Source organism: Streptomyces genisteinicus (assembly GCF_014489615.1).
Classification (GTDB): domain Bacteria; phylum Actinomycetota; class Actinomycetes; order Streptomycetales; family Streptomycetaceae; genus Streptomyces; species Streptomyces genisteinicus.
This window is the reverse complement of record NZ_CP060825.1, coordinates 275,684-294,266: the sequence shown is the minus strand read 5'-3', so window position 1 is coordinate 294,266 and position 18,583 is coordinate 275,684. Positions and strand designations below refer to the sequence as shown.

Below are 18,583 nucleotides of genomic sequence, written 5' to 3'. Positions count from 1 at the left end.
GCGTTGACAACCCGGCGCCCCGGGCCCACACTCTGGCGACTCGATTTGTGGACCATTGTTCACCAGGCGAACACTGGTCCCGGCCGCCGGGAGAGAATTCGATGAGCATCCGCGACGTCTACATCGTCGACGCCGTCCGCACCCCGATCGGGAAGTTCGGGGGCGCCCTCTCCTCCGTCCGCCCGGACGACCTCGCGGCCCACGTCCTGCGCTCGCTCGTCGACCGCACCCCGGACCTCGACCCGTCCCGCATCGACGACGTCGTCTTCGGCGACGCCAACGGCGCCGGCGAGGACAACCGCGACGTCGCCCGGATGGCCGTGCTCCTCGCCGGCCTGCCGGTGAGCGTCCCGGGCGTCACGGTGAACCGGCTCTGCGGTTCCGGGCTGGAAGCGGTCGTGCAGGCCGCCCGCGCCATCGCGCTCGGCGACGCCTCGGTGGCCGTGGCCGGCGGCGTCGAGTCCATGTCCCGCGCCCCGTGGGTGATGCAGAAGCCCGAACGCGCCTTTCCGGCCGGCCACCAGCAGCTCCACTCGACCACGCTCGGCTGGCGCATGACCAACCCGCGGATGCCCGCCGAGTGGACCGTGCAGCTCGGCGAGGGCGCCGAACTCGTCGCCGACAAGCACGGCATCGGCCGCGAGGCGCAGGACGCCTTCGCCCTCGCCAGCCACCGCAAGGCCGCCGACGCCTGGGCCCGGGGACTCTACGACGGCGAGGTCGTGCCCCTGCCCGACGTGGACCTGGCACGGGACGAGTGCATCCGCGACAGCACGTCGATGGAGGCGCTCGCCAAGCTGAAGCCCTCGTTCCGGCCGCAGGGAACCGTGACCGCGGGCAACGCCTCACCCCTCAACGACGGAGCCGCCGCCCTGCTCCTCGTGGACGACGAGGGGCTTCGGGCCACCGGCCGCGAACCGCTCGCCCGCGTCCGCGCCTCGGCCGTCACCGGGATCGAGCCGCAGCTCTTCGGACTGGGGCCGGTCGAGGCCGTCACGAAGGCGCTGGCCAGAGCCGGACGGTCGTTCGCCGACCTGACGACGTTCGAACTCAACGAGGCCTTCGCCGCACAGTCGCTCGGCTGCCTCGCCGAGTGGCCCGAACTGGACCCCGCCGTCGTCAACCCGCGCGGCGGAGCCATCGCCATCGGCCATCCCCTCGGCGCCTCGGGCGCCCGGCTGGCGGGCAGCGTCGCCCACCAGCTCGCCGCCGCGGGCTCGGGCACGGGCCTCGCCGCCCTGTGCATCGGCGTCGGCCAGGGCCTCGCGCTCGTCCTCGAACGCTGACCCGCCCTCCGCCTTCCGGCACACCGGCGGCCGGGCCCGGGACGGACACCGGCGGCCGGGCACGCCCCTCCGCGGCCGGGACACACGCCGGCGGCCGGAGCGCCACTGAAGGCGCTCCGGCCGCCGGGTGGAGGAGGGCGGCGCCCTCAGGCGGTGGCCGCGCCGCCGCCCTCCTGCTGTCCGCCGGCCGGGGCGTCCTGCTGCGCCTTCTCGATCGACCGGCGCACCTCGTCCATGTCCAGCGCGCGGGCCTGCCCGATCACGTCCTCCAGCGCCGCCTCCGGCAGCGCCCCGGGCTGGGCGAAGACGGCCACGTTGTCGCGGACGATCATCAGCGTCGGGATGGAACGGATCTCGAAGGCCGCCGCGAGCTCCTGCTGGGCCTCGGTGTCGACCTTCGCGAAGACGAGGTCCTGGTGCCGCTCGGACGCGCCCTCGAAGACAGGCGCGAACTGCTTGCAGGGGCCACACCAGGACGCCCAGAAGTCGATCAGGATGAAGTCGTTGTCCGTCACGACCTGATCGAAGTTTTCCTTGGTGAGCTCAAGCGTGCTCATGGCCTGTCTACCTCTCGCTGACGTCCGGTGGAGTCGCCCCGCACAACGGTGCCCGGGACGCTGGTATTCCTGCCCCTGCCCATGTGGCCATGACGCACACCCCGCAGCAGACTGAGCCTATGACCGAAGCTGTGGAATACGACGTCGTCGTGCTCGGAGCGGGCCCCGTCGGCGAGAACGTCGCCGACCGGACCAGGGCCGCGGGCCTGAGCACCGCCGTGGTCGAGAGCGAACTCATCGGCGGCGAGTGCTCGTACTGGGCCTGCGTCCCGAGCAAGGCGCTGCTGCGCCCGGCACTCGCCCGCGCCGACGCCCGCCGGGTGCCCGGTCTCTCCGGCGCCGTCCAGGGACCGCTGGACGCCAAGGCCGTGCTCGCCCGGCGCGACGAACGCGTCGGGGACTGGGACGACACCGGCCAGGCCGAGTGGCTGGACTCCATCGGCGTCCGCCTCTACCGCGGCCACGGCAGACTCCGCGGACCGCGCAGCGTCGTCGTCGACGGGGCGGAGAAGGAGCACCACCTGCTCACCGCCCGGCACGCCGTCGTCGTCGCCACCGGCAGCCGCGCCGTACTGCCCGACCTGCCCGGCCTCGCCGGAGCCCGGCCGTGGACCAGCCGCGAGGCCACCAGCGCGCGCGAGGTGCCCGCCCGGCTCGTCGTCGTCGGCGGCGGTGTCGTCGGCGTGGAGATGGCCACCGCCTGGCAGGCGCTCGGCTCCCGGGTCACCCTCCTCGTCCGCGACGGCGGCGTCCTGCCCCGCATGGAGTCCTTCGTCGGCGAGCACGTCGTCGACGCCCTGCGGGAGGCCGGCGCCGATGTACGCCTGAACACCTCGGTCGCCGCGGTGGACCGCCCCGGCGGCAGCACCGGACCCGTCACCGTGGTGCTCGGCGACGGCGGCAGCGTCGAGGCGGACGAAGTGCTCTTCGCCACCGGCCGCGCCCCGCGCACCGACGGCATCGGCCTCGACTCGGTGGGCCTCGCGGACGGCTCCTGGCTGACCGTCGACGACAGCTGCCGCGTCGAGGGGACCGACTGGCTCTACGCCGTCGGCGACGTCAACCACCGGGCCCTCCTGACCCACCAGGGCAAGTACCAGGCGAGGATCGCGGGGGCCGCGATCGCGGCCAGGGCCCAGCAGGTGCCCCTCCTGGAGACCGACCGCTGGGGCGCGCACAGCGCCACGGCCGACCTCGCGGCCGTCCCGCAGGTGGTCTTCTCCGACCCCGAGGCGGCTGCCGTCGGCCTCTCCCTCGCCGAGGCCGAGCGCGCGGGCCACCGGGTGCGCGCCGTCGACTACGACCTCGGCTCCGTCGCCGGCGCCGGCCTCTACGCGGAGGGCTACCGCGGGCACGCCCGCATGATCGTCGACCTCGACCGCGAGGTCGTCCTCGGCGTGACCTTCGTCGGCCCCGGCGTCGGCGAACTCCTGCACTCGGCGACCGTCGCGGTCGCGGGCGAGGTGCCGATCGAACGGCTGTGGCACGCCGTCCCGGCCTTCCCGACCATCAGCGAGGTGTGGCTGCGGCTGCTGGAGGCCTACCGCGGCTGACCCCGCGTCCCCCGCCCGCCGCGGCGGGCGGGGGACGGCCCAGCGGTCCGGGAGGCCGCAGGCCGGGGCCCGGGTTCGGGACCCTGAGCCGCCGACCCCGGTCACCGGGGGCCGAACGGGCTCGGGCATGCTGACCCGGTGACCGTGCTCGCCGGCTTCCTGCCCATCTGGGTGATCACCGCGGCCGGCTGGGCGGCCGGCCGCCTCGATGTCCTCGGCGGGCAGGCCCAGTTCGTCCTCGCCCGGTTCGCCTTCGTGTTCGCCATGCCGGCGCTGCTGTTCCTGACGCTCTCGCGGGCCGGACTCTCCCGGCTGGCCACCCCGGGAGTCGCGGTCTTCGCGCTCAGCCTCGTGCTGATGTTCGCCCTCGGACTGGTCCTCGGCCGCAGGGTGTTCCGCCGCGGCCGGGCGGACCGCGCCATCGGGGCCATGGCCGGCTCCTACGTCAACTCTGCCAACCTCGGCATCCCCGTGGCCCTCCACGTCCTCGGCGACGCCTCGTTCGTCATAGCCGTCGCCCTGGTGCAGACGCTGTTCGTGACCCCCGTGATCATCGTCCTGATCGAACTCGACACGGGCGGCCCGCGCCACCGGCCGCGCCGGCTGCTGCTCCTCCCGCTGCGCAACCCCGTGATCGCCGCCTCGGCGGCCGGCGCCGCGGTCGCCGCCCTCGGCCTGCGCCTGCCCCCGGAGGCCACCGCGCCCGTCGAGATGCTCGGCGGCGCCGCCGTGCCCGCCGCCCTCTTCGCCCTCGGCCTGTCGCTCGACCGCCGCCGCCCGGCCGGGGACACGCCGCGGGAGAGCCCCGCCACGGTGCGCACCGCGACAGGGGGACCCGGCCCGGAGAAGCGGTCCGCCCCCGACGGGCCACGACGGTACGAGAAGGCCGAACGGTACGTCCTCGTCCTGCTGAAGACGGTCGTCCACCCGCTGCTCGCCTGGGTCCTCGCCCACGCGGTGTTCCGGCTCGACGGCGACGACCTGCTCGCCGTCGTGCTGTGCGCCGGCCTCCCGACCGCCCAGAACGCCTTCGTCTACGCCTCCGAGTACCGCCTCGACACCCGGGTCGTCACCGACACCGTGCTGCTGTCCACCGTGCTCTCGACGGCCTCGCTCTCGGTGATCGCCTGGCTGCTCGCGTGACGCTCTGCCCGCGTGAGGCCGCGCCGCGTGCGCGATCGGCGGAGCGCAGGACCTCCGGCGCCCGGCCGGATCTGACGCATCATCACCTTCGGCGCGGCGCACGGCTTCTGATGACCCGCGTCCCACCGGTCTGCGCGTCTCCGCCTCCCGTCCGGCGACGCGGATCGCGGCTCATGGGCGGGCTCCCCGTCACATGAGCCGCGATCCGCGTGACCGTCCACGCGTCGTCCTCGAAGCGGCGGGCCCGCATGCCCCGGGGCGCCCAGGCCCCGACTCCGGTGTCACGGGCACGCACCCGTGACACCGGACCCGTCACCGCGTCCGGTCACCCGGCGGGGGAGTCGCCCGACATCGCGGCCGCCAGCCGCAGATGCGGCTCCGCCTCACCGGCCCGGCCCTGGCGCTGCAGCGTGCGGCCCAGCATCAGCCGGGCGTAGTGCTCCACGGGGTCCCGCTCCAGCACGGCCCGCAGCTCCGACTCAGCCTTGCCGAGGCGGGCGGAGTGGTAGTAGGCGCGGGCCAGCAGCAGCCGCGGCGCCACCTGCTCCGGCGTCTCCTCGACCAGTCCGGCCAGGATCCGGGCGGCCGTGCCGTACTCCTTGGCCTCGAAGAACAGCTGCGCCCGGTCCCATCGCTCGGCGGGGGTCCCGAACTCGAAGTAGCTCTCGCTCACCTGCGTACCTTTCGTGCGACGGGGTCGGACGATCATGTGAACGCCATGCCGCGGCCGCACATTCCCGGGGCTGCCGACGGCACCCTGGGGCCCGTCGGGCCGTCCCGGCGACTAGGTTGTGCGGCATGAGCAATCTCGATCGTCAGCCCGATGCGTCCGTCTGCGGCGGCCGCGGGTTCGTCGTGGCCGAGCCCGTCCGTGAACTCCTCAGCCCCCGGCACGTGAAGCTCGGTGAGTCCACCGAGGTCCGCCGGCTCCTCCCCAACCTCGGCAGGCGCATGGTCGGCGCCTGGGCCTTCGTCGACCACTACGGCCCCGACGACATCGCCGACGAGCCCGGCATGCAGGTCCCCCCGCACCCCCATACGGGTCTCCAGACGGTCAGCTGGCTGCACGACGGCGAGGTGCTGCACCGCGACAGCACCGGGTCGCTCGCCACCATCCGGCCCCGCGAACTCGGACTCATGACCTCCGGCCGAGCGATCAGCCACTCCGAGGAGAGCCCGAAGCAGCACGCCCGCTACCTGCACGGCGCCCAGTTGTGGGTCGCCCTGCCCGGCGAGCACCGCGGGGTCGAGCCCCACTTCCAGCACCACACCGACCTGCCCCGAGTCACCGCCCCCGGCCTGAGCGCCACCGTGATCCTCGGCTCCCTCGAAGGCGCGGAGTCGCCCGGCACGGCCTACACCCCGATCGTGGGCGCCGACCTCGCCCTGGCCGCCGGCACCGAGAGCCGCCTTCCGCTCGACCCCGACTTCGAGTACGCGGTGCTCTCGATGTCCGGTGAGGCCCACGTCGACGGCGTCCCCGTGCTCCCCGGCTCCATGCTCTACCTCGGCTGCGGCCGCACCGAACTCCCCCTGCGCGCCGCCTCCGACGCGGGCCTCATGCTCCTCGGCGGAGAGCCGTTCGAGGAGGAGATCGTCATGTGGTGGAACTTCATCGGCCGTTCGCACGAGGAGGTCGCCCAGGCCCGCGAGGAGTGGATGAACAGCGACCGGTTCGGCGAGGTGAAGGGCTACGACGGCGACCGCCTGCCCGCCCCCGAACTCCCGCCCGTGGCGCTGAAACCGCGGGGAAGGGTGCGCTGAACCGCGGCGATCCCTGGCCCGCAGGTGCGCCCGCGAAGCCTCGGGGGTGACGCCGTTCCACAGAAGCGGAACGCTCCCGGGGCTTGCCGCACACAGTGCAGGAGGGGTTGGTGGCTGTTGTTGTTCCGATCTTGAGCGGTGTCGCTCGAACGACGTCTCAGTATCGGGTGACCACGGTGGGCGCCGGGCAGGAGAAGGCTGCGTACATGGCCGTCTCGACGCAGGCCGTTGCGTGAGGCTTGCCGTGGCCCCGAGAAGGAACGTCGCCCCCTATTCGGGCCGCCGACGCGCGAGATGGGCGATGATGTCGGCGGCGATCTCGACACTCTCGGGCAGGACTCGCATGATGGCGTCATAGGCCTGTTGCCGCTTCGATTGCGGCAGTTGGAGATACGCCGAGACGGTGGAGAGGTAGCCGACGTAATCCGCCGCGCTCATCGTCACGCGCCGTTTGACGACGGCCTGCCGAATGTCGAGGAACAACGGAGACTGCTGCAGCTCCGTGCCCGGCCACTGCATTTCCTCATCAGGAGCAGTCCCGTCGGGAGACGGAACCTCGTCGCTCTCCAGGAACGGAGTCCGCGCCGCACGCACAGACTCCGCAACAGCTGGGTCAGCCAGCTGAACCTGGCCGCCGAATGAGGCGAACACGCCCTCCGGTTCCAGTAGCGCGGCCGCTCTTGACCACCGACCCTCTGGGCGCGTCCAGTGCAGGGCTGCCGCCGCATAGACCAAGCCATAGGTCTCACCGGGCCGCAGGTCCTCGAACGCGGCCCGCACGGTCGTCACGTTCGGGGGCGCGGTCTTGTTCAGCTCGGCGAGCATGGCAGCGTCAGGCTCCGTCGCCGTGACCGTGACCCCATGGTCGGCGAACAGGCGGGTTGCCTTGCCGGTCCCCGCACCGATCTCCAGGGCCGTCCGGACCGGCCGGCCCGCGTACGTCATCACCACGTCAAGGAGCGCCTTGGGATACCCGAGCCGGAACCTTTCGTACGCCTCCGCGGTTGCGCCGAAGCTCAGTGCACGAGCAGACGTGCCGACCATCCTCACACGAGCGGGGCAGACAGCGCTCGGCAGTACTCCACGGCTTGGCCGTTCGACCTTGAGGGATGCTGGCAGGGCGCATCAGAGGTACTCGTCGTACGTACGGTCGCGCCGGGCCCCGTCCCGTGCGGCGGAATCCACGGTGCTCCGCCCGGTCCTCGCGGAGGCGGCCGAGTTCCGGAGGCGCCGCCTCCACCAGAGCAGCAGGGCTGCCGCGGCCACCGACACCGGCAGCACGCGCAGAGCCAGCCATCCGGCGGTCGACGACTCGTCTTGTGAACCGGGGTCGGCCGCCTGGCCCGGTGCGGGCGCCTGCGGTCCGGAGCCGGAATCGTGATCGGAGCCGGAGCCGGAGCCGGAGCCGGAGCCGGAGCCGGAGCCGGAGCCGGCGGCCTGGCGCGGTGTGGGCGAACCGAGCCAGATCGCGCCGCGGCCGTCGGCGGACGGCTCGCTCAGTGAGCGCCGCACGTCCTCGGGAAGGTTCGCGTGCTCCGCGGCGAAACGGTCGCCCGAGATCTTGGTGAGGGGAATCCTGCTGAGGTCGACGCCGCCGTACACATAGCTTCGTACGGAGGTGGTCCCGCCTTCCGTGGTCCTGTCGGTGACCTTGAACTCGCCCTCGGTGTACGACTCGACGAACCGGTCGAAGGTGTCGGTGGGCTTCCAGGGGCCGTTGATCCGCCAGTCGTCGACGTCACCCGTGTCGACAAGATCACCGTAGGTGGTCTCCTTGACGCGGCTCAGGCCGCGGTACCACTCGGCGGCGACCCTGGCGAGGTAGACCCGGCGCAGTTCGGCGTACTCGGGCGCGCTGTTGATCGCCTTCTTCAGCTCGGGAAGGATCAGACTGCGGAAGTGCCGCTCGTTGTGGTCCTCGGCCGCCTCGTCCTGCTGGGGGCACGAGCCGGTGGCGGCCTCGCCCCGCTGCTCCAGGTACTGGGTCTCCATCCTGACGTCGAGCGGGGCGTCGAGGATGTAGAGCTCGTCACCGTCCTGGTGGACCGAGGCTGGCGCGGGAAGGATCCACGTCCGGTACGACATGCACGTCCCGCTGATGCCGTCCCAGAACTGCCGGCCCCGTGCCGAGTGGGGATGGATGAGCTCGCCGATCGTCTTCTTCATCAGCAGATCGGCTTCGAGCAGGACCCGCCCGGCGTTCGTGCGGCCGAGCCGTTCGTCGACGATGCGGTCCGGCTCGTCGGGGTTGAGGTTGACCCAGAACGCCGACGGTTCGAGGGCGAGCCAGACGAAGAACGCGTCGGAGCTGGCACCGGCGGCGTCGAGACCCGCCGCGGGAGGGGCGCCACCGTCGTCGGAGAGGGGCGCCCGGAAGGCGTACTGCAGACCGCTGCCGTCGCCGGGATCGGAGAGATGGCGCAGTTGCAGGGAGGAGAAGTCGATCCCGCCGGGCGCCTGGGGCACCGGCTGTGTCAGCGCCCGGCTCAGGCCGTCGGCGGTGCCGCCCGCGGTGTCGTTCTCCCCGCACGGGTCGGCCGCCGGTGCCCTGCGCAGAGCGGTCAGTGCGACGGTCGTCAGCTGGGAGCGCATGCCGGGAGCCCGGCCGTCGCACGGTCCGGCGGAGCGGGGGTTCCGGAAGAACTGGTTCTCCTTCCTGGTCTGCCTCAGGCGCTCGTTCTCCGCCGCCTTGCGCTCCTTGATCAGCTGCCTGTGGGCTGCCACCTCCCGGGCCACGGTGGACTTCTCGGCGTCGGCCTGCGCCTTCGCCCGGTTGATGCGGTCGTTCAGCTCGTCGGCCGAGTCCTTGCCGTCCACGACGGAGTAGATGACATCCGTGGTGGAGGGGATCCGGGCGGCGCACTGAGTCCTGCACGGCGAGCGGTCGCTGTAGAGCACGAAGAGCCGTTCCCCGGACACCGGTTCGCGTGCGTTCCGGCTCAGCAGTGCCAGATCCCAGACGAGGATGCGCAGCTCGGAGTGGCTTCCGTCCATGCCCGCCGAGGCCTCGTTGGCGCGCGGGACGACGACGAACCTCTCGATCCCGGGGCGTTCGCCCATGCGCAGCTGCTCGTACAGCGCGGGGTCGTCGCGTTTCAGCGCGGCGGTCTCCACCACTTCCAGACCACGCGTGTCCACGTCGTCGAGTCCCGTGATGTCCACGAACCCGATCGCGACGTTCCGGCCACCGTCGATCCGCTGCCGGTTCCTGCCGCCCTCGAGCTGCGACCGGTGGCCCCACACCGCCTGCCGGTGCACGTACGACCGGTGGCCGAGGGGATCGCGGTACCAGTCGCCGTCGATCCGCGTCATCGACCTGCCCGACGGGGCGGGTTTGCGGTCCCTGTCCGCCGCGGGTTTCTCGGCACGGACCGGCGACTGCGTCCCCGCCCCGGCGGACGCCTCCGCCGGGCCGCCGCCCGCGCCCAGTAACAACGCCAGCATCAGCACGGACGCTGCCAGGCTCCGTGGCCCGGTCCGTCCCCTGGTCGATGACATGCCGCTCCCCCTGTTTCCTGCCGCGCCGCGGTCCGATCCGGCCCGCTGGGAGAGGCCTTTCCCTCCGGCGGCCACCCCGACGCCTGCGTCCGGGTCCGGGCCGTCCGTTGGCCGGAAGTGGCTGTCGAGGGCTCCACCGCAGGGCTGTCGAGGGAGCCGGGCCCGAGCGGGCTGACGGAGTGCTCCTGAAGCTCACGTCCCGGGACCGAACGCTCTTCGCCAGGATGCGGGTGGTACAACCGCTTACGCGCGGGGATGCTCCGGCAGGGCGAGCCAGTCCGACCAGGAGATCTCACGGCCGAGGAAGCGCGGCTGCTCGAACGGCCAGTCGGCGGCGATCCACTGCGGCACCAGCGCGTCGAAGGCCTGCTCGACCTCGGACCCCACCAGCTCGTCCACCACCCACCAGGAGATCTCGCCGTCCGCGCCGGCCCTCTCCGGCGGGTCGATGTAGACGCAGCCGAGCAGAGCTGTCTCCGCCGCGTCGAACAGCGCGTAGTTGAAGGACTGGTGTGCGGCGATCTCCTTCTCGTGCCGCAACAGGTCGGCCCGGTCGGCCTCGTAGGTCATGGTGGCCGCGGGCCATCCCCAGGCCGGGCCGAAGATGGTCCACAGCCGCTCGCGCGAACCCATCACGGCCGGATAGTCGAGCGGGGTGTCCGCTTCCCGGATCGGCCGCAGGTGATGGCCACCGCCCGGCAGCGGTACGAGGACGGGGTGGACGAAATCATCGGGAAGCCAGCTCATGGCGCCCGACCGTAGCAGTGCGCGGCCGTCCGCTTCACGGTGGTGACCTTGGTGATCCCGGCCCGGCCCGCCTGCCCGTGGGCCCGGATTGCGGGAGGTGCCGGTTACGGCCCGTGGGCGCCGCGAGGGCGGAAGGATGGCCGCTGTGTGCGGATCGGGACGTGGCCGGCAGGGGAAGGGGCTTGCGTCTCCCGCAGGGGGAGACGCGAGGGTGGGGGCATGAACGGCGACACGCTCTACTCGATCGGCGAGCTCGCTCGGCGAACCGGCCTCACGGTCAAGACCATTCGGTTCTGGTCCGATCGCGGAATCGTGTCGCCCACGGACCGGAGCCCCGCCGGCTACCGCCGCTACGGCGCCGACGCCGTCGCACGCCTGGAGCTCGTGCGGACCCTGCGCGAGCTGGGCATCGGCCTCCCCGCGATCCGCCGGGTCGTGGACCGCGAGCTCTCGCTTCCCGAGGTCGCCGCGGCGCACGCCGACGCACTGGCCGTGCAGATCCGCGTCCTGCGGCTGCGGCGCGCGGTACTGACGGCGGTCGCCCAGCGCGGGGCCACACCTGAGGAGACGGAACTCATGCACCGGATGGCACAGCTCTCCGAGGACGAACGCCGGCGTCTGGTCGGCGATTTCCTCGACGCCGTCTTCGGCGGGCTCGACGCCGATCCCGCATGCGCGGGGGTCATGCGCACGATGACCCCCGAGCTGCCCGACAACCCGGGAACCGAGCAGGTCCACGCGTGGGTGGAGCTGGCAGAGATGTCGCTGGACCCTGATTTCCGGGCCGTCATGCGGCGGGTGGCCGAGGACCTGGCGGCCGACCGGGCCCGCAGCGACACGACGGGCCCCCGCCGCGACATCGCCTCGACCGTCCGTGACCATGCCGCCCCGGCCCTGGCCGCCGGCGTCGACCCGGCCTCCTCCGGGGCCGACACGGTCGTCGCGGCGTTCATGGCGCACTACGCACACCTCGTCGGCCGCCCCGACGGCATCGAACTCCGCCGTCGGCTGGCGGCCCGGCTGGAGAGCGTGAACGACCCCCGCAGGGAGCGCTACCTCCACCTGCTCGCTGTCGTCAACGGCTGGCCGGCCCCGACGAGCCTGGCTCCCGTGCTCGAGTGGTCCCTCCGGGCTCTGCGTGTCCGGACACAGTTGTGACGGTGCGGCGGCACGGAGGCAGGGGCGGCCGGGCACGGCCGGCGCCGGTTCGAGGCGGGCCCGCACGGACCCGAGCGACGCGGCGGGCCGTGCCTTCCGCCGCCCCCCACACGGTCATTGCGGGCGTGCGCTCCACTCGGATGCGGGCTGGGCGGGACGCCGGTAGTGGTGCAGGAGGGCCCGGTGGGTGAAGGTGTAGTGGTCGATGCCGCGGGAGATGAAGCCGTGCCGGGTGGCGTCGTCCATGGCGGCGGTGAGGTCGGAGGGTCTGAGGGGCATCCAGACCAGGCGTGAGGTGAGCGCTGCCCGCAGCCAGTGGCCGTAGACGGTGCTGCAGGTCAGAAGGGCCGCGGCGATGAGGAAGAGCACGGCCTGGGACGGACCTGTGCCGCCGATGGGGACGGCGGTGAACGCCACGGCGAGGAAGAGGAGTTCGGTCAGGTGGCGTGCGGGGGTGAGGCGGCTGCCTCGTCGGTGGTGGAGGCGGGCGGCCAGGGCGAGGACGGCGGAGGTGAGGACGACGCCGGCGGCTTCCCCCAAGCTGTAGTAGGGGGGCTGAAGGAAGAACGACAGGGGGATCAGGCCCGGCACGGCGGCGACAGGCGTCGCCTGCTCCCAGGGAGAGGGCGGCCCGGCACGTTCGGCGTACTGGCGTCGCACGTAGACGTAGGTGCCCACGCCGAGGAGCACAGCGGCGAGGATCCCCGGCGAGGACAGCTCCGTGGTTCCGCTGCCGTAGAGATCCGGCTTGGTGCTGCTGGTGACGGACACGCACCAGCCGAAGACGACGACGGAGAGGATCACCGCCGTGAACCGGCTCCAGGGCGGAAGGGCGTACAAGGCCAGGCGGGTGTGCACCGCCCGGCCCAGGTCCTCCTGCCGTGAGGCGAGCATGCGCAGTGCGAGGTGCATGCGCTGGCCGGCCGCCTTCGCGTCGGGGCCGGGGTTGCGCATCCGGCGCGGCAGCCAGGTGTCGACGAGATGGGACATCAGGCGCCGTTCGAGCGATTCCGCCGTCGCGTGCGGTGCGATCAGTTCGCCGGGGTCGGCCCGGCCGTCGGTGTAGAGGAGGCGGGCCGCGCCGGCCAGCAGGGGATCGGACAGGACGTGTTCGGCCGGCGAGCCCGGGTGGGCGGCGAGGTGCGCCAGGACCGCGGCCCACAGCTCGCGCTTCGTCCGCTGCCGAGAGCCGTGCTGGATCCATCCGTCGAGATCGGACGGGGTGACGGGGCCGAGGCGGATGCCGGCGCTGCCCGAGATGACGCTGTCGCTCTCCACCACCGCCTCGGTGTAGGGGATCTCGTCGCTGATCAGGACGAACCGCGCCTGCTGTGCCAGGAGGTTCAGCGCGTGCAGGGCCGGCACGCGCTCACCCGGCGCCACGCCGTCGAAGTCGTCGAAGACCGGCAGCATGCGGCCCGAGGCCAGCAGGCCCCGCACGTGCTCGGCCGTCGCCCCGTCCAGGGCGGCTGCCGTCCATTCCAGGAGCGCTTCGAGCCCTTCGCTCCCGTGCCATCCGCTCAGCGACACCAGGACGGGTACCGGCCCGTCGCCGCGCCGTGACTGCATCAGCTTCGTGCCCAGGTGACGGGCGAGCTGCGTCTTCCCGCTGCCGGGCGCACCGAGGACGAGCAGGCACCGGCAGCCGGCCAGATCGAACACCTCCGCGATCTCGTCGTAGGTGCCGGACAGGTCGCCCTCGCCGGCGTCCGGATCGACGATGTCCTCGTGCACCGTCGTGTAGCGCAGCTTCAGCGGGGACGGGTGCGCCGAGACCGACCAGGCGCGGGTGTCGGGGGCCAGGGAACGCCACCCGTCGCGTTCCAGCGCCGTGGAGGCGTGCTGCACGACGACCGGTGCCGGCTCCGGGACGCGTTCGAGCCGCCCGATGCCGTCGGCCGGTGCCGGAGCGACCGGCGGAAGACCGCCGCGGTTCGCGGGCACCGGGGCGGGTGACTGCTGCCGCACCGCCTCGCGCATCACCTGGTACTCCGCTTGCGCCTTGAGGTAACGGGCTTCCCAGACACGTAGATTGGGTGCCTGTCCGCAGGCCTCGACCCAGGCGCGGACCAGCTTCCACTTCGGCAGGGACTCGCCTGCGGTCGCGGTGCTCAGTGCGGCCTTGCTCCAGTGCGCGGCAGCGGCGAGCTCGGCCAGCGTCATACCGGCCTCGAGCCGGAGCTCGCGCAAGTGCTGCGCGAGCTCCGCCAGCGCCGGGACGGCTTCACTGACCGGGCGCTGGGGGCGCCCGGGTCCGGAGGCGGCCATCGTCTACCGCGCCTGCTCGCCGGGAGGGGTGAGGCGGCGGGCGATGTCGAGGCCGGTCGACGTCACCATGACGATCACCGCCAGCGAGGCGGCCGCCGTGGACCCGAGCGCGGTCAGCACCGCGGTCGCCGCCCCGACCAGAACGATCACTGTCACCTTGACGGACACGGGCCACGGCAGTCGGCCGGGACCCTGGGAGGGATGGAGGACACGGGACATGAGCAACTCCTCGAAGACGGCGGTCCGGAACAGAGGAAGTGCACATCCGCGGCGCGGGGCAGTTGGCGCTGCCGCCGTGCCGCTCCGGTCTCGCAGCCGACCGGTGGACGCTCTCGAAGCATGCCCGGCGGCACACACTCCGAACAGTGGCGGAATGAGGGCACATTGCAGGGAATGTCCGATTGTGAAAGTTCGCTGAACAAAGGGTTCGGCGGCCTCCCGTGCCGTGAACAACGGCTGCCGGCGGATGTTGTGCCTGATCAGGCCGGCCGCGACGAGTGGGACGCGATGCCGAACAAGACCCGGTGTTGAACAATTCCGGACCAGCGCATACTCCCCCTGAGATCACATCTCTGAAGATTTGATCCTCCCCAGGTGCGGGAACCGGCGGTCCGGGCCCCTGCGCAGGAAAGGAAGGGGCCGTTGGCGCGGCCCCTTCCGGGCGGAGCCGGCCTGCGGCCCGTCGCGACACCGCTCCTCGGGTTCCAGGCGACAGGGAGCGCGGGTGCCCGATGCGGAGTCCGCGTCGACGAAGGACGCGTGGTCCGGGCCGTATGCCACGCGCACATGCCCGACCCCCGTTCAGGAGCGGTCGGTACACGTCACTCCGGGGGTGTCGCGATCCGCAGACGGTTGCCGTCGGGGTCGCGCAGCTCGGTCTCACGCCCCCACGGAACATCCTCCGCCCGGACACCGAACTCGCGGGCGACGGAGTCGACATCCCGCACGCGGAGATACACCAACGTGTCGGGACGGGCGTCGCCTTCGTGCTCCGACAGGAACAGCCGCACTCCGCCCCGGGCGACCTCGACGAACGCGGGAAATCCGGGTTCGAAGCGGTGTTCCCACTGTTGCGCGAAACCCAGCCGCTCGTACCAGACGACCGCTGCCGCGGCGTCCGTGACGCGGAGAACGGGAATGGCCTCTTCTTCCATGGAGCCATGCTTCCAGACCCTCGTCCCGACGGGGCCCCGGGCCGGAGGCGTCGTGCCCGGCCGCTCCTGCCCGATCGCGACCGCGGCCGCGGCCGCCGGGCGCTGCCGTGCTCTGCGGCGTGGTCGCCACCGGTGCGCTGCCGTCATCCGCCGCCGGCGGAGCCGCGCACCGCCCGGCTGCCTCGGACGTGACGGTGGTACGCCTTGTTGGCGATCCGCCAGCCCCCGTCGGCGAGGACCAGCAGGAAGACGTCGGTGAACGTGTCCGCCCCGTGCGCGAGCGTCATGGTCGCCGTCGCCACGGTGCCGTGGACGTCGACGGCGTCGATCCGGCGGGTGCGGGTGGCCTCGTCCGCGGCCGGCCGGCCGGGGAAGAGGGCGCAGTACTCGTCCAGGCCCCAGGAGACGAACGCGCCGTCCCGCATCCCTTCGACATGGGCCGTGGGCAGGAACGCGTCGCGGAAATGGGCGGGATCGCCGGTGGCGTGTCCGCGGATATAGGCGCGGAGGGGGCGGAGTACGGCGTCGTCGGGGGCCGGGGCCGTGGCGGCGACCGCGATGTCGGCCTCGCGGTCGCCGGGGGCGCCGGCCAGTCCTGTCGCGCTGCGCAAGGGGGTGTCCGTCGCGGTGGCCAGCAGGTCCATGTCCTTCGTCAGCGCGCCGATCGTGAACTCGGCGTCGTCTGCCGCGGCCGCACCGAGGAGGAAGGGCCGCTTGCGGGCCACCAGGCCGCCGAGCTGGCCGAGTTCGAGGACGTCAAGGGCCTGGTCGCGCGGCAGGCCGAGGGCGGCGGCCTGCCGCAGCGCGTCACGCAGGGCGAGCACCGCGCCCGCCAGGCTGTTGTTGGCGATCAGCTTGAGCGCGGCGGCGGTCCAGGCGTCCTCAGCGGGCCGGACGGTGCCCAGCGACTCCAGGACGGGCCGGACCCGGTCGAGAGTGCTCCCGTCGGCGGCGGCGAGGATCCGCAGGGTGCCGGCGGCGGCTGCCGGCACCGACCCGAGCAGGGGCGCGTGGACGTAGTCCGGGCCCCACCGACGGGCCAGGCCGGCCGCCTCACCGGGCCCGACGGTGCTGGTGTTGAGCACGACCGTGCCCGCACGCAGCGAGCCGCGGACGCCGTCGAGGACCTGCCGGCAGGCCGGGCCGTCGAACAGCGCCAGAAGGACGAGGTCCGCCTGCGCCACGGCCTCGTTCGGGTCGCCGGTCGTCCGGACGGTGCCCGCTGCGCGTCCCGAGCGCGTCCAGCCGACGACGTCCCGGTCCCCGGCGGCCAGTCGTGTCGCGATCGCGCCGCCCATGCGCCCCAGGCCGAGGACGGCGATCGTGTGCGGTGTCGTCATGCGGACCACAGTCGCGGTCCCCGGCCGATGCGACAAGCGCAGATTTCGCATGGCAGCCCTGCGGCTCCCGCATGCCGTTCGGCATACTGCCGCGCATGGAGTCCCCATGGATCTGACGGTGTGGCGGACGTTCGTCACCGTGTGCCGGGCCGGTTCGCTGTCGGCGGCTGCCGCCGAGCTGAACCACACGCAGTCGGCCGTGTCCCGGCAGATCGCCGGACTGGAGCGACAGCTCGGCGTGCCCCTGATGGAGCGCCACGCCCGGGGAGTGCGTCCGACGCCTGCCGGCGAGGTGTTCCGCCGGCATGCCCTGGCCACACTCAACGAGGCCGACCGCGCCGTCCGCGCCGCGCGGGACGCACATGAGGGGCCGGGCGACCGGCCCCTGGCCATCGGGGCGACACCGTCGCTCGCCGCCGGGGTCGTGCCCGAAGCCGTCCGGGGCCTGCTGCGGCGGACCGGGCCCGTCCGGTGGAGCCTGCTGCCCGCTCTGAGCGCGCAGCTGCACGGCCGTGTGGTCGCCGGAGACCTCGACGTCGCCGTCGTCACCGACGCACCGCCGGGGCTCCCGGCCGACCCGCGGGTCGCCCTGCGGTTCCTCGGCCTGGACGAGATGGTGGTCGTCCTGCCCGCCGGCCATCCGCGTGCCGGGCACGGCCCCGTGCGTATCGGGGAACTGGCCGACGAGATCTGGGCCGAGGACAACGACGGCTCCGCGGCGCTCCTGCGCCTTCATGCCGCCCGCGCCGGCGTGGTGGCCCGTGTCGACCTCGCCGCCGCCGACCTGCCCGGCAAACTGGCCCTCGTCGCCACCGGTCACGCCGTGGCGCTGATCCCCGGGCTGCTGACCGGAGCCCTGCGGGCCGACGTCACCACCGTCCGCCTCGTCGACCCCCCGACCCGGGGCATCTACGCGATCACCCCGGGCCGGGCGCCGCACCCCCGCGCGGCACCGCTTCTGGACGAACTCGTCACGTCCTTCGCGGCGGTCCGTCCGACGGCGGGGGAGCGCACCCCGTCTCCCGTCCCGGCTACCGGCCGAGCCCTCCCACCGTGTCCCGGCGGCGCGCGTCCGTGACGAAGCGCGGCTGCGAAGCCGTCGCGCCGGGCGGCCCGCCGGCCCGCGCCGTGCTGCCCTTGGGTGAGGGGCGTGGACGCATCCGGCGCGTCCACGCCCGGTGGAAGGAGTTGTGGCGATGACGGTTCTCACCCTCCGGGCCCGTGGGCCCGCCGCGGCCGGTGTCGTCTGGGCGCGGTACGTCTTTCCCGCCCGCTGGGCGACGTGGTCGCCCGGCATCGCCGCGGTCCGGACGGACGGGGACCGGATCGCGCCCGGACTGCGGGGCACGGTCGTCTCCCGGCTCGGGTTCTCCGTCGCCTTCGTCGTCGAATTCGTCGTCGAATCCGTCGACGAGGAGGAACGGGAGTGGAGCTGGCGTGTCAGCGCAGGACCGCTGCGCATGCGGCTGCACCACGCCGTGCACGACGACGGGGGAGGGGCGGCCACCACGCTGCGGCTGGAGGGCCCGGCCCTCGTCGTCGCCGCGTACAGCCTGCCCGCCCGCTGGGCCCTGCACCGCCTGGTGCGGCGCTGACGCCCCGCGGGCCGCGATGTGCGGGCCGCCGTGCGTCCGCCCGCGCCGCGGAGCGTGCGCACCCGCGCGGCCGCCGGGCCGATCGTGCCCCGTCAGGCGGCGCGCACCGCGCCCGGCCCGTGCAGGTAGCGGTCGAAGTCCGCTTCGGGGAACACCTCGCAGGCGACGGTGAGCAGCCTGCGGTGCTGGGGGTGCAGGTTGGTGATGCTGGTCGCGCGCTGAGGATCGCCCGGGGTGTTGAGGAGGTGGAGGCCGGCCACGTCGATGAAAGGGGCGTCGCGCAGGTCCCACGCCACGGCCGTCACGGCCGGCGGAAGCCGGTCCACGCTGGCGCGCAGCTGGGCGAGGTGCTGGAAGTCGATGTCTCCGTGGGGCGTCAACGTGGCGGCGGCGCCGTGGATCTCCGTGGTGACGTTCATGGTGGGCGGCCCCCTCTCCGGGGGGTTGAGAGCCCACAGACGAGGCGGCCCGGCGGTGCGGGCCGACGACTATGGCGGATCCCGGATGCCCGTGTGGGGGG

At 73.2% G+C, this 18,583-nt stretch carries 17 protein-coding genes; 7 read left to right on the top strand and 10 right to left on the bottom strand.

Annotation, left to right across the window (positions count from 1 at the left end):
- Window positions 1-101 precede the first annotated feature (101 nt).
- The gene (locus tag IAG43_RS01345; protein WP_187738907.1) at window positions 102-1,286 is read left to right on the top strand and encodes a thiolase family protein; all 1,185 of its coding nucleotides are present in this window, start codon (window positions 102-104) and stop codon (window positions 1,284-1,286) included.
- A gap of 146 nt (window positions 1,287-1,432) precedes the next feature.
- Here IAG43_RS01345 and trxA read toward each other — a convergent pair whose 3' ends face one another.
- Window positions 1,433-1,843, bottom strand: a complete 411-nt coding sequence (gene trxA / locus IAG43_RS01340; protein ID WP_187738906.1) for a thioredoxin — start codon at window positions 1,841-1,843, stop codon at window positions 1,433-1,435.
- 119 nt (window positions 1,844-1,962) lie between these two features.
- On the opposite strand from trxA, the gene IAG43_RS01335 reads away from it, so the two are divergent.
- Both IAG43_RS01335 and IAG43_RS01330 read left to right on the top strand, forming a co-directional pair.
- A complete protein-coding gene (locus tag IAG43_RS01335; protein ID WP_187738905.1) occupies window positions 1,963-3,396 on the top strand; it encodes a dihydrolipoyl dehydrogenase family protein in 1,434 nt (477 codons plus the stop codon).
- Between the two features lie 138 nt (window positions 3,397-3,534).
- Window positions 3,535-4,539: an AEC family transporter gene (locus IAG43_RS01330; protein WP_187738904.1), complete on the top strand. Its 1,005-nt coding sequence runs from the start codon at window positions 3,535-3,537 to the stop codon at window positions 4,537-4,539.
- Between the two features lie 325 nt (window positions 4,540-4,864).
- On the opposite strand, the gene IAG43_RS01325 is transcribed toward IAG43_RS01330, so the two are convergent.
- Window positions 4,865-5,212, bottom strand: a complete 348-nt coding sequence (locus tag IAG43_RS01325) for a tetratricopeptide repeat protein (protein WP_187738903.1) — start codon at window positions 5,210-5,212, stop codon at window positions 4,865-4,867.
- A 125-nt stretch (window positions 5,213-5,337) separates the two neighbouring features.
- Here IAG43_RS01325 and IAG43_RS01320 point away from each other — a divergent pair, with 125 nt between their 5' ends.
- On the top strand, window positions 5,338-6,303 hold the full coding sequence (locus IAG43_RS01320) for a pirin family protein (protein ID WP_187738902.1): 966 nt from the start codon (window positions 5,338-5,340) through the stop codon (window positions 6,301-6,303).
- A gap of 270 nt (window positions 6,304-6,573) precedes the next feature.
- Here IAG43_RS01320 and IAG43_RS01315 read toward each other — a convergent pair whose 3' ends face one another.
- The 3 genes from IAG43_RS01315 to IAG43_RS01305 form a co-directional block, all read right to left on the bottom strand.
- A complete protein-coding gene (locus IAG43_RS01315) occupies window positions 6,574-7,248 on the bottom strand; it encodes a class I SAM-dependent methyltransferase (RefSeq protein ID WP_246574676.1) in 675 nt (224 codons plus the stop codon).
- Between the two features lie 180 nt (window positions 7,249-7,428).
- On the bottom strand, window positions 7,429-9,747 hold the full coding sequence (locus IAG43_RS01310) for a hypothetical protein (protein WP_187738900.1): 2,319 nt from the start codon (window positions 9,745-9,747) through the stop codon (window positions 7,429-7,431).
- Between the two features lie 297 nt (window positions 9,748-10,044).
- A complete protein-coding gene (locus tag IAG43_RS01305) occupies window positions 10,045-10,548 on the bottom strand; it encodes a GNAT family N-acetyltransferase (protein ID WP_187738899.1) in 504 nt (167 codons plus the stop codon).
- Between the two features lie 219 nt (window positions 10,549-10,767).
- On the opposite strand from IAG43_RS01305, the gene IAG43_RS01300 reads away from it, so the two are divergent.
- Window positions 10,768-11,706, top strand: coding sequence for a MerR family transcriptional regulator (locus IAG43_RS01300; RefSeq protein WP_187738898.1), 939 nt, complete (start codon window positions 10,768-10,770; stop codon window positions 11,704-11,706).
- Window positions 11,707-11,820: 114 nt separating this feature from the next.
- On the opposite strand, the gene IAG43_RS01295 is transcribed toward IAG43_RS01300, so the two are convergent.
- The 4 genes from IAG43_RS01295 to IAG43_RS01280 form a co-directional block, all read right to left on the bottom strand.
- Entirely contained in the window at window positions 11,821-13,974 is a 2,154-nt protein-coding gene (locus tag IAG43_RS01295) for a helix-turn-helix domain-containing protein (RefSeq protein ID WP_187738897.1), read from the bottom strand.
- A gap of 3 nt (window positions 13,975-13,977) precedes the next feature.
- The gene (locus IAG43_RS01290; protein ID WP_187738896.1) at window positions 13,978-14,193 is read right to left on the bottom strand and encodes a hypothetical protein; all 216 of its coding nucleotides are present in this window, start codon (window positions 14,191-14,193) and stop codon (window positions 13,978-13,980) included.
- 602 nt (window positions 14,194-14,795) lie between these two features.
- Window positions 14,796-15,128, bottom strand: coding sequence for a glyoxalase superfamily protein (locus tag IAG43_RS01285; protein ID WP_187738895.1), 333 nt, complete (start codon window positions 15,126-15,128; stop codon window positions 14,796-14,798).
- Between the two features lie 143 nt (window positions 15,129-15,271).
- Complete coding sequence (locus tag IAG43_RS01280; RefSeq protein ID WP_187738894.1) at window positions 15,272-16,468, bottom strand: nuclear transport factor 2 family protein; 1,197 nt, start codon at window positions 16,466-16,468, stop codon at window positions 15,272-15,274.
- Window positions 16,469-16,574: 106 nt separating this feature from the next.
- On the opposite strand from IAG43_RS01280, the gene IAG43_RS01275 reads away from it, so the two are divergent.
- A complete protein-coding gene (locus tag IAG43_RS01275) occupies window positions 16,575-17,546 on the top strand; it encodes a LysR family transcriptional regulator (RefSeq protein ID WP_187738893.1) in 972 nt (323 codons plus the stop codon).
- 118 nt (window positions 17,547-17,664) lie between these two features.
- On the top strand, window positions 17,665-18,063 hold the full coding sequence (locus tag IAG43_RS01270) for an SRPBCC family protein (RefSeq protein WP_187738892.1): 399 nt from the start codon (window positions 17,665-17,667) through the stop codon (window positions 18,061-18,063).
- Window positions 18,064-18,155: 92 nt separating this feature from the next.
- Here the strand turns inward: IAG43_RS01270 and IAG43_RS01265 are convergent, their stop codons facing one another.
- A complete protein-coding gene (locus tag IAG43_RS01265) occupies window positions 18,156-18,482 on the bottom strand; it encodes an STAS domain-containing protein (protein ID WP_187738891.1) in 327 nt (108 codons plus the stop codon).
- Between the last annotated feature and the right edge of the window lie 101 nt (window positions 18,483-18,583).

What these genes read in the sequence shown, in the direction of transcription:
- IAG43_RS01345 (WP_187738907.1), top strand. Translation starts at nt 102, where the DNA reads ATGAGCATCCGCGACGTCTACATCGTCGACGCCGTCCGCACCCCGATC.
- trxA (WP_187738906.1), bottom strand. Translation starts at nt 1,843, where the DNA reads ATGAGCACGCTTGAGCTCACCAAGGAAAACTTCGATCAGGTCGTGACG.
- IAG43_RS01335 (WP_187738905.1), top strand. Translation starts at nt 1,963, where the DNA reads ATGACCGAAGCTGTGGAATACGACGTCGTCGTGCTCGGAGCGGGCCCC.
- IAG43_RS01320 (WP_187738902.1), top strand. Translation starts at nt 5,338, where the DNA reads ATGAGCAATCTCGATCGTCAGCCCGATGCGTCCGTCTGCGGCGGCCGC.
- IAG43_RS01315 (WP_246574676.1), bottom strand. Translation starts at nt 7,248, where the DNA reads ATGACGTACGCGGGCCGGCCGGTCCGGACGGCCCTGGAGATCGGTGCG.
- IAG43_RS01310 (WP_187738900.1), bottom strand. Translation starts at nt 9,747, where the DNA reads ATGCTGGCGTTGTTACTGGGCGCGGGCGGCGGCCCGGCGGAGGCGTCC.
- IAG43_RS01305 (WP_187738899.1), bottom strand. Translation starts at nt 10,548, where the DNA reads ATGAGCTGGCTTCCCGATGATTTCGTCCACCCCGTCCTCGTACCGCTG.
- IAG43_RS01300 (WP_187738898.1), top strand. Translation starts at nt 10,768, where the DNA reads ATGAACGGCGACACGCTCTACTCGATCGGCGAGCTCGCTCGGCGAACC.
- IAG43_RS01295 (WP_187738897.1), bottom strand. Translation starts at nt 13,974, where the DNA reads ATGGCCGCCTCCGGACCCGGGCGCCCCCAGCGCCCGGTCAGTGAAGCC.
- IAG43_RS01290 (WP_187738896.1), bottom strand. Translation starts at nt 14,193, where the DNA reads ATGTCCCGTGTCCTCCATCCCTCCCAGGGTCCCGGCCGACTGCCGTGG.
- IAG43_RS01285 (WP_187738895.1), bottom strand. Translation starts at nt 15,128, where the DNA reads ATGGAAGAAGAGGCCATTCCCGTTCTCCGCGTCACGGACGCCGCGGCA.
- IAG43_RS01280 (WP_187738894.1), bottom strand. Translation starts at nt 16,468, where the DNA reads ATGACGACACCGCACACGATCGCCGTCCTCGGCCTGGGGCGCATGGGC.
- IAG43_RS01275 (WP_187738893.1), top strand. Translation starts at nt 16,575, where the DNA reads ATGGATCTGACGGTGTGGCGGACGTTCGTCACCGTGTGCCGGGCCGGT.
- IAG43_RS01270 (WP_187738892.1), top strand. Translation starts at nt 17,665, where the DNA reads ATGACGGTTCTCACCCTCCGGGCCCGTGGGCCCGCCGCGGCCGGTGTC.
- IAG43_RS01265 (WP_187738891.1), bottom strand. Translation starts at nt 18,482, where the DNA reads ATGAACGTCACCACGGAGATCCACGGCGCCGCCGCCACGTTGACGCCC.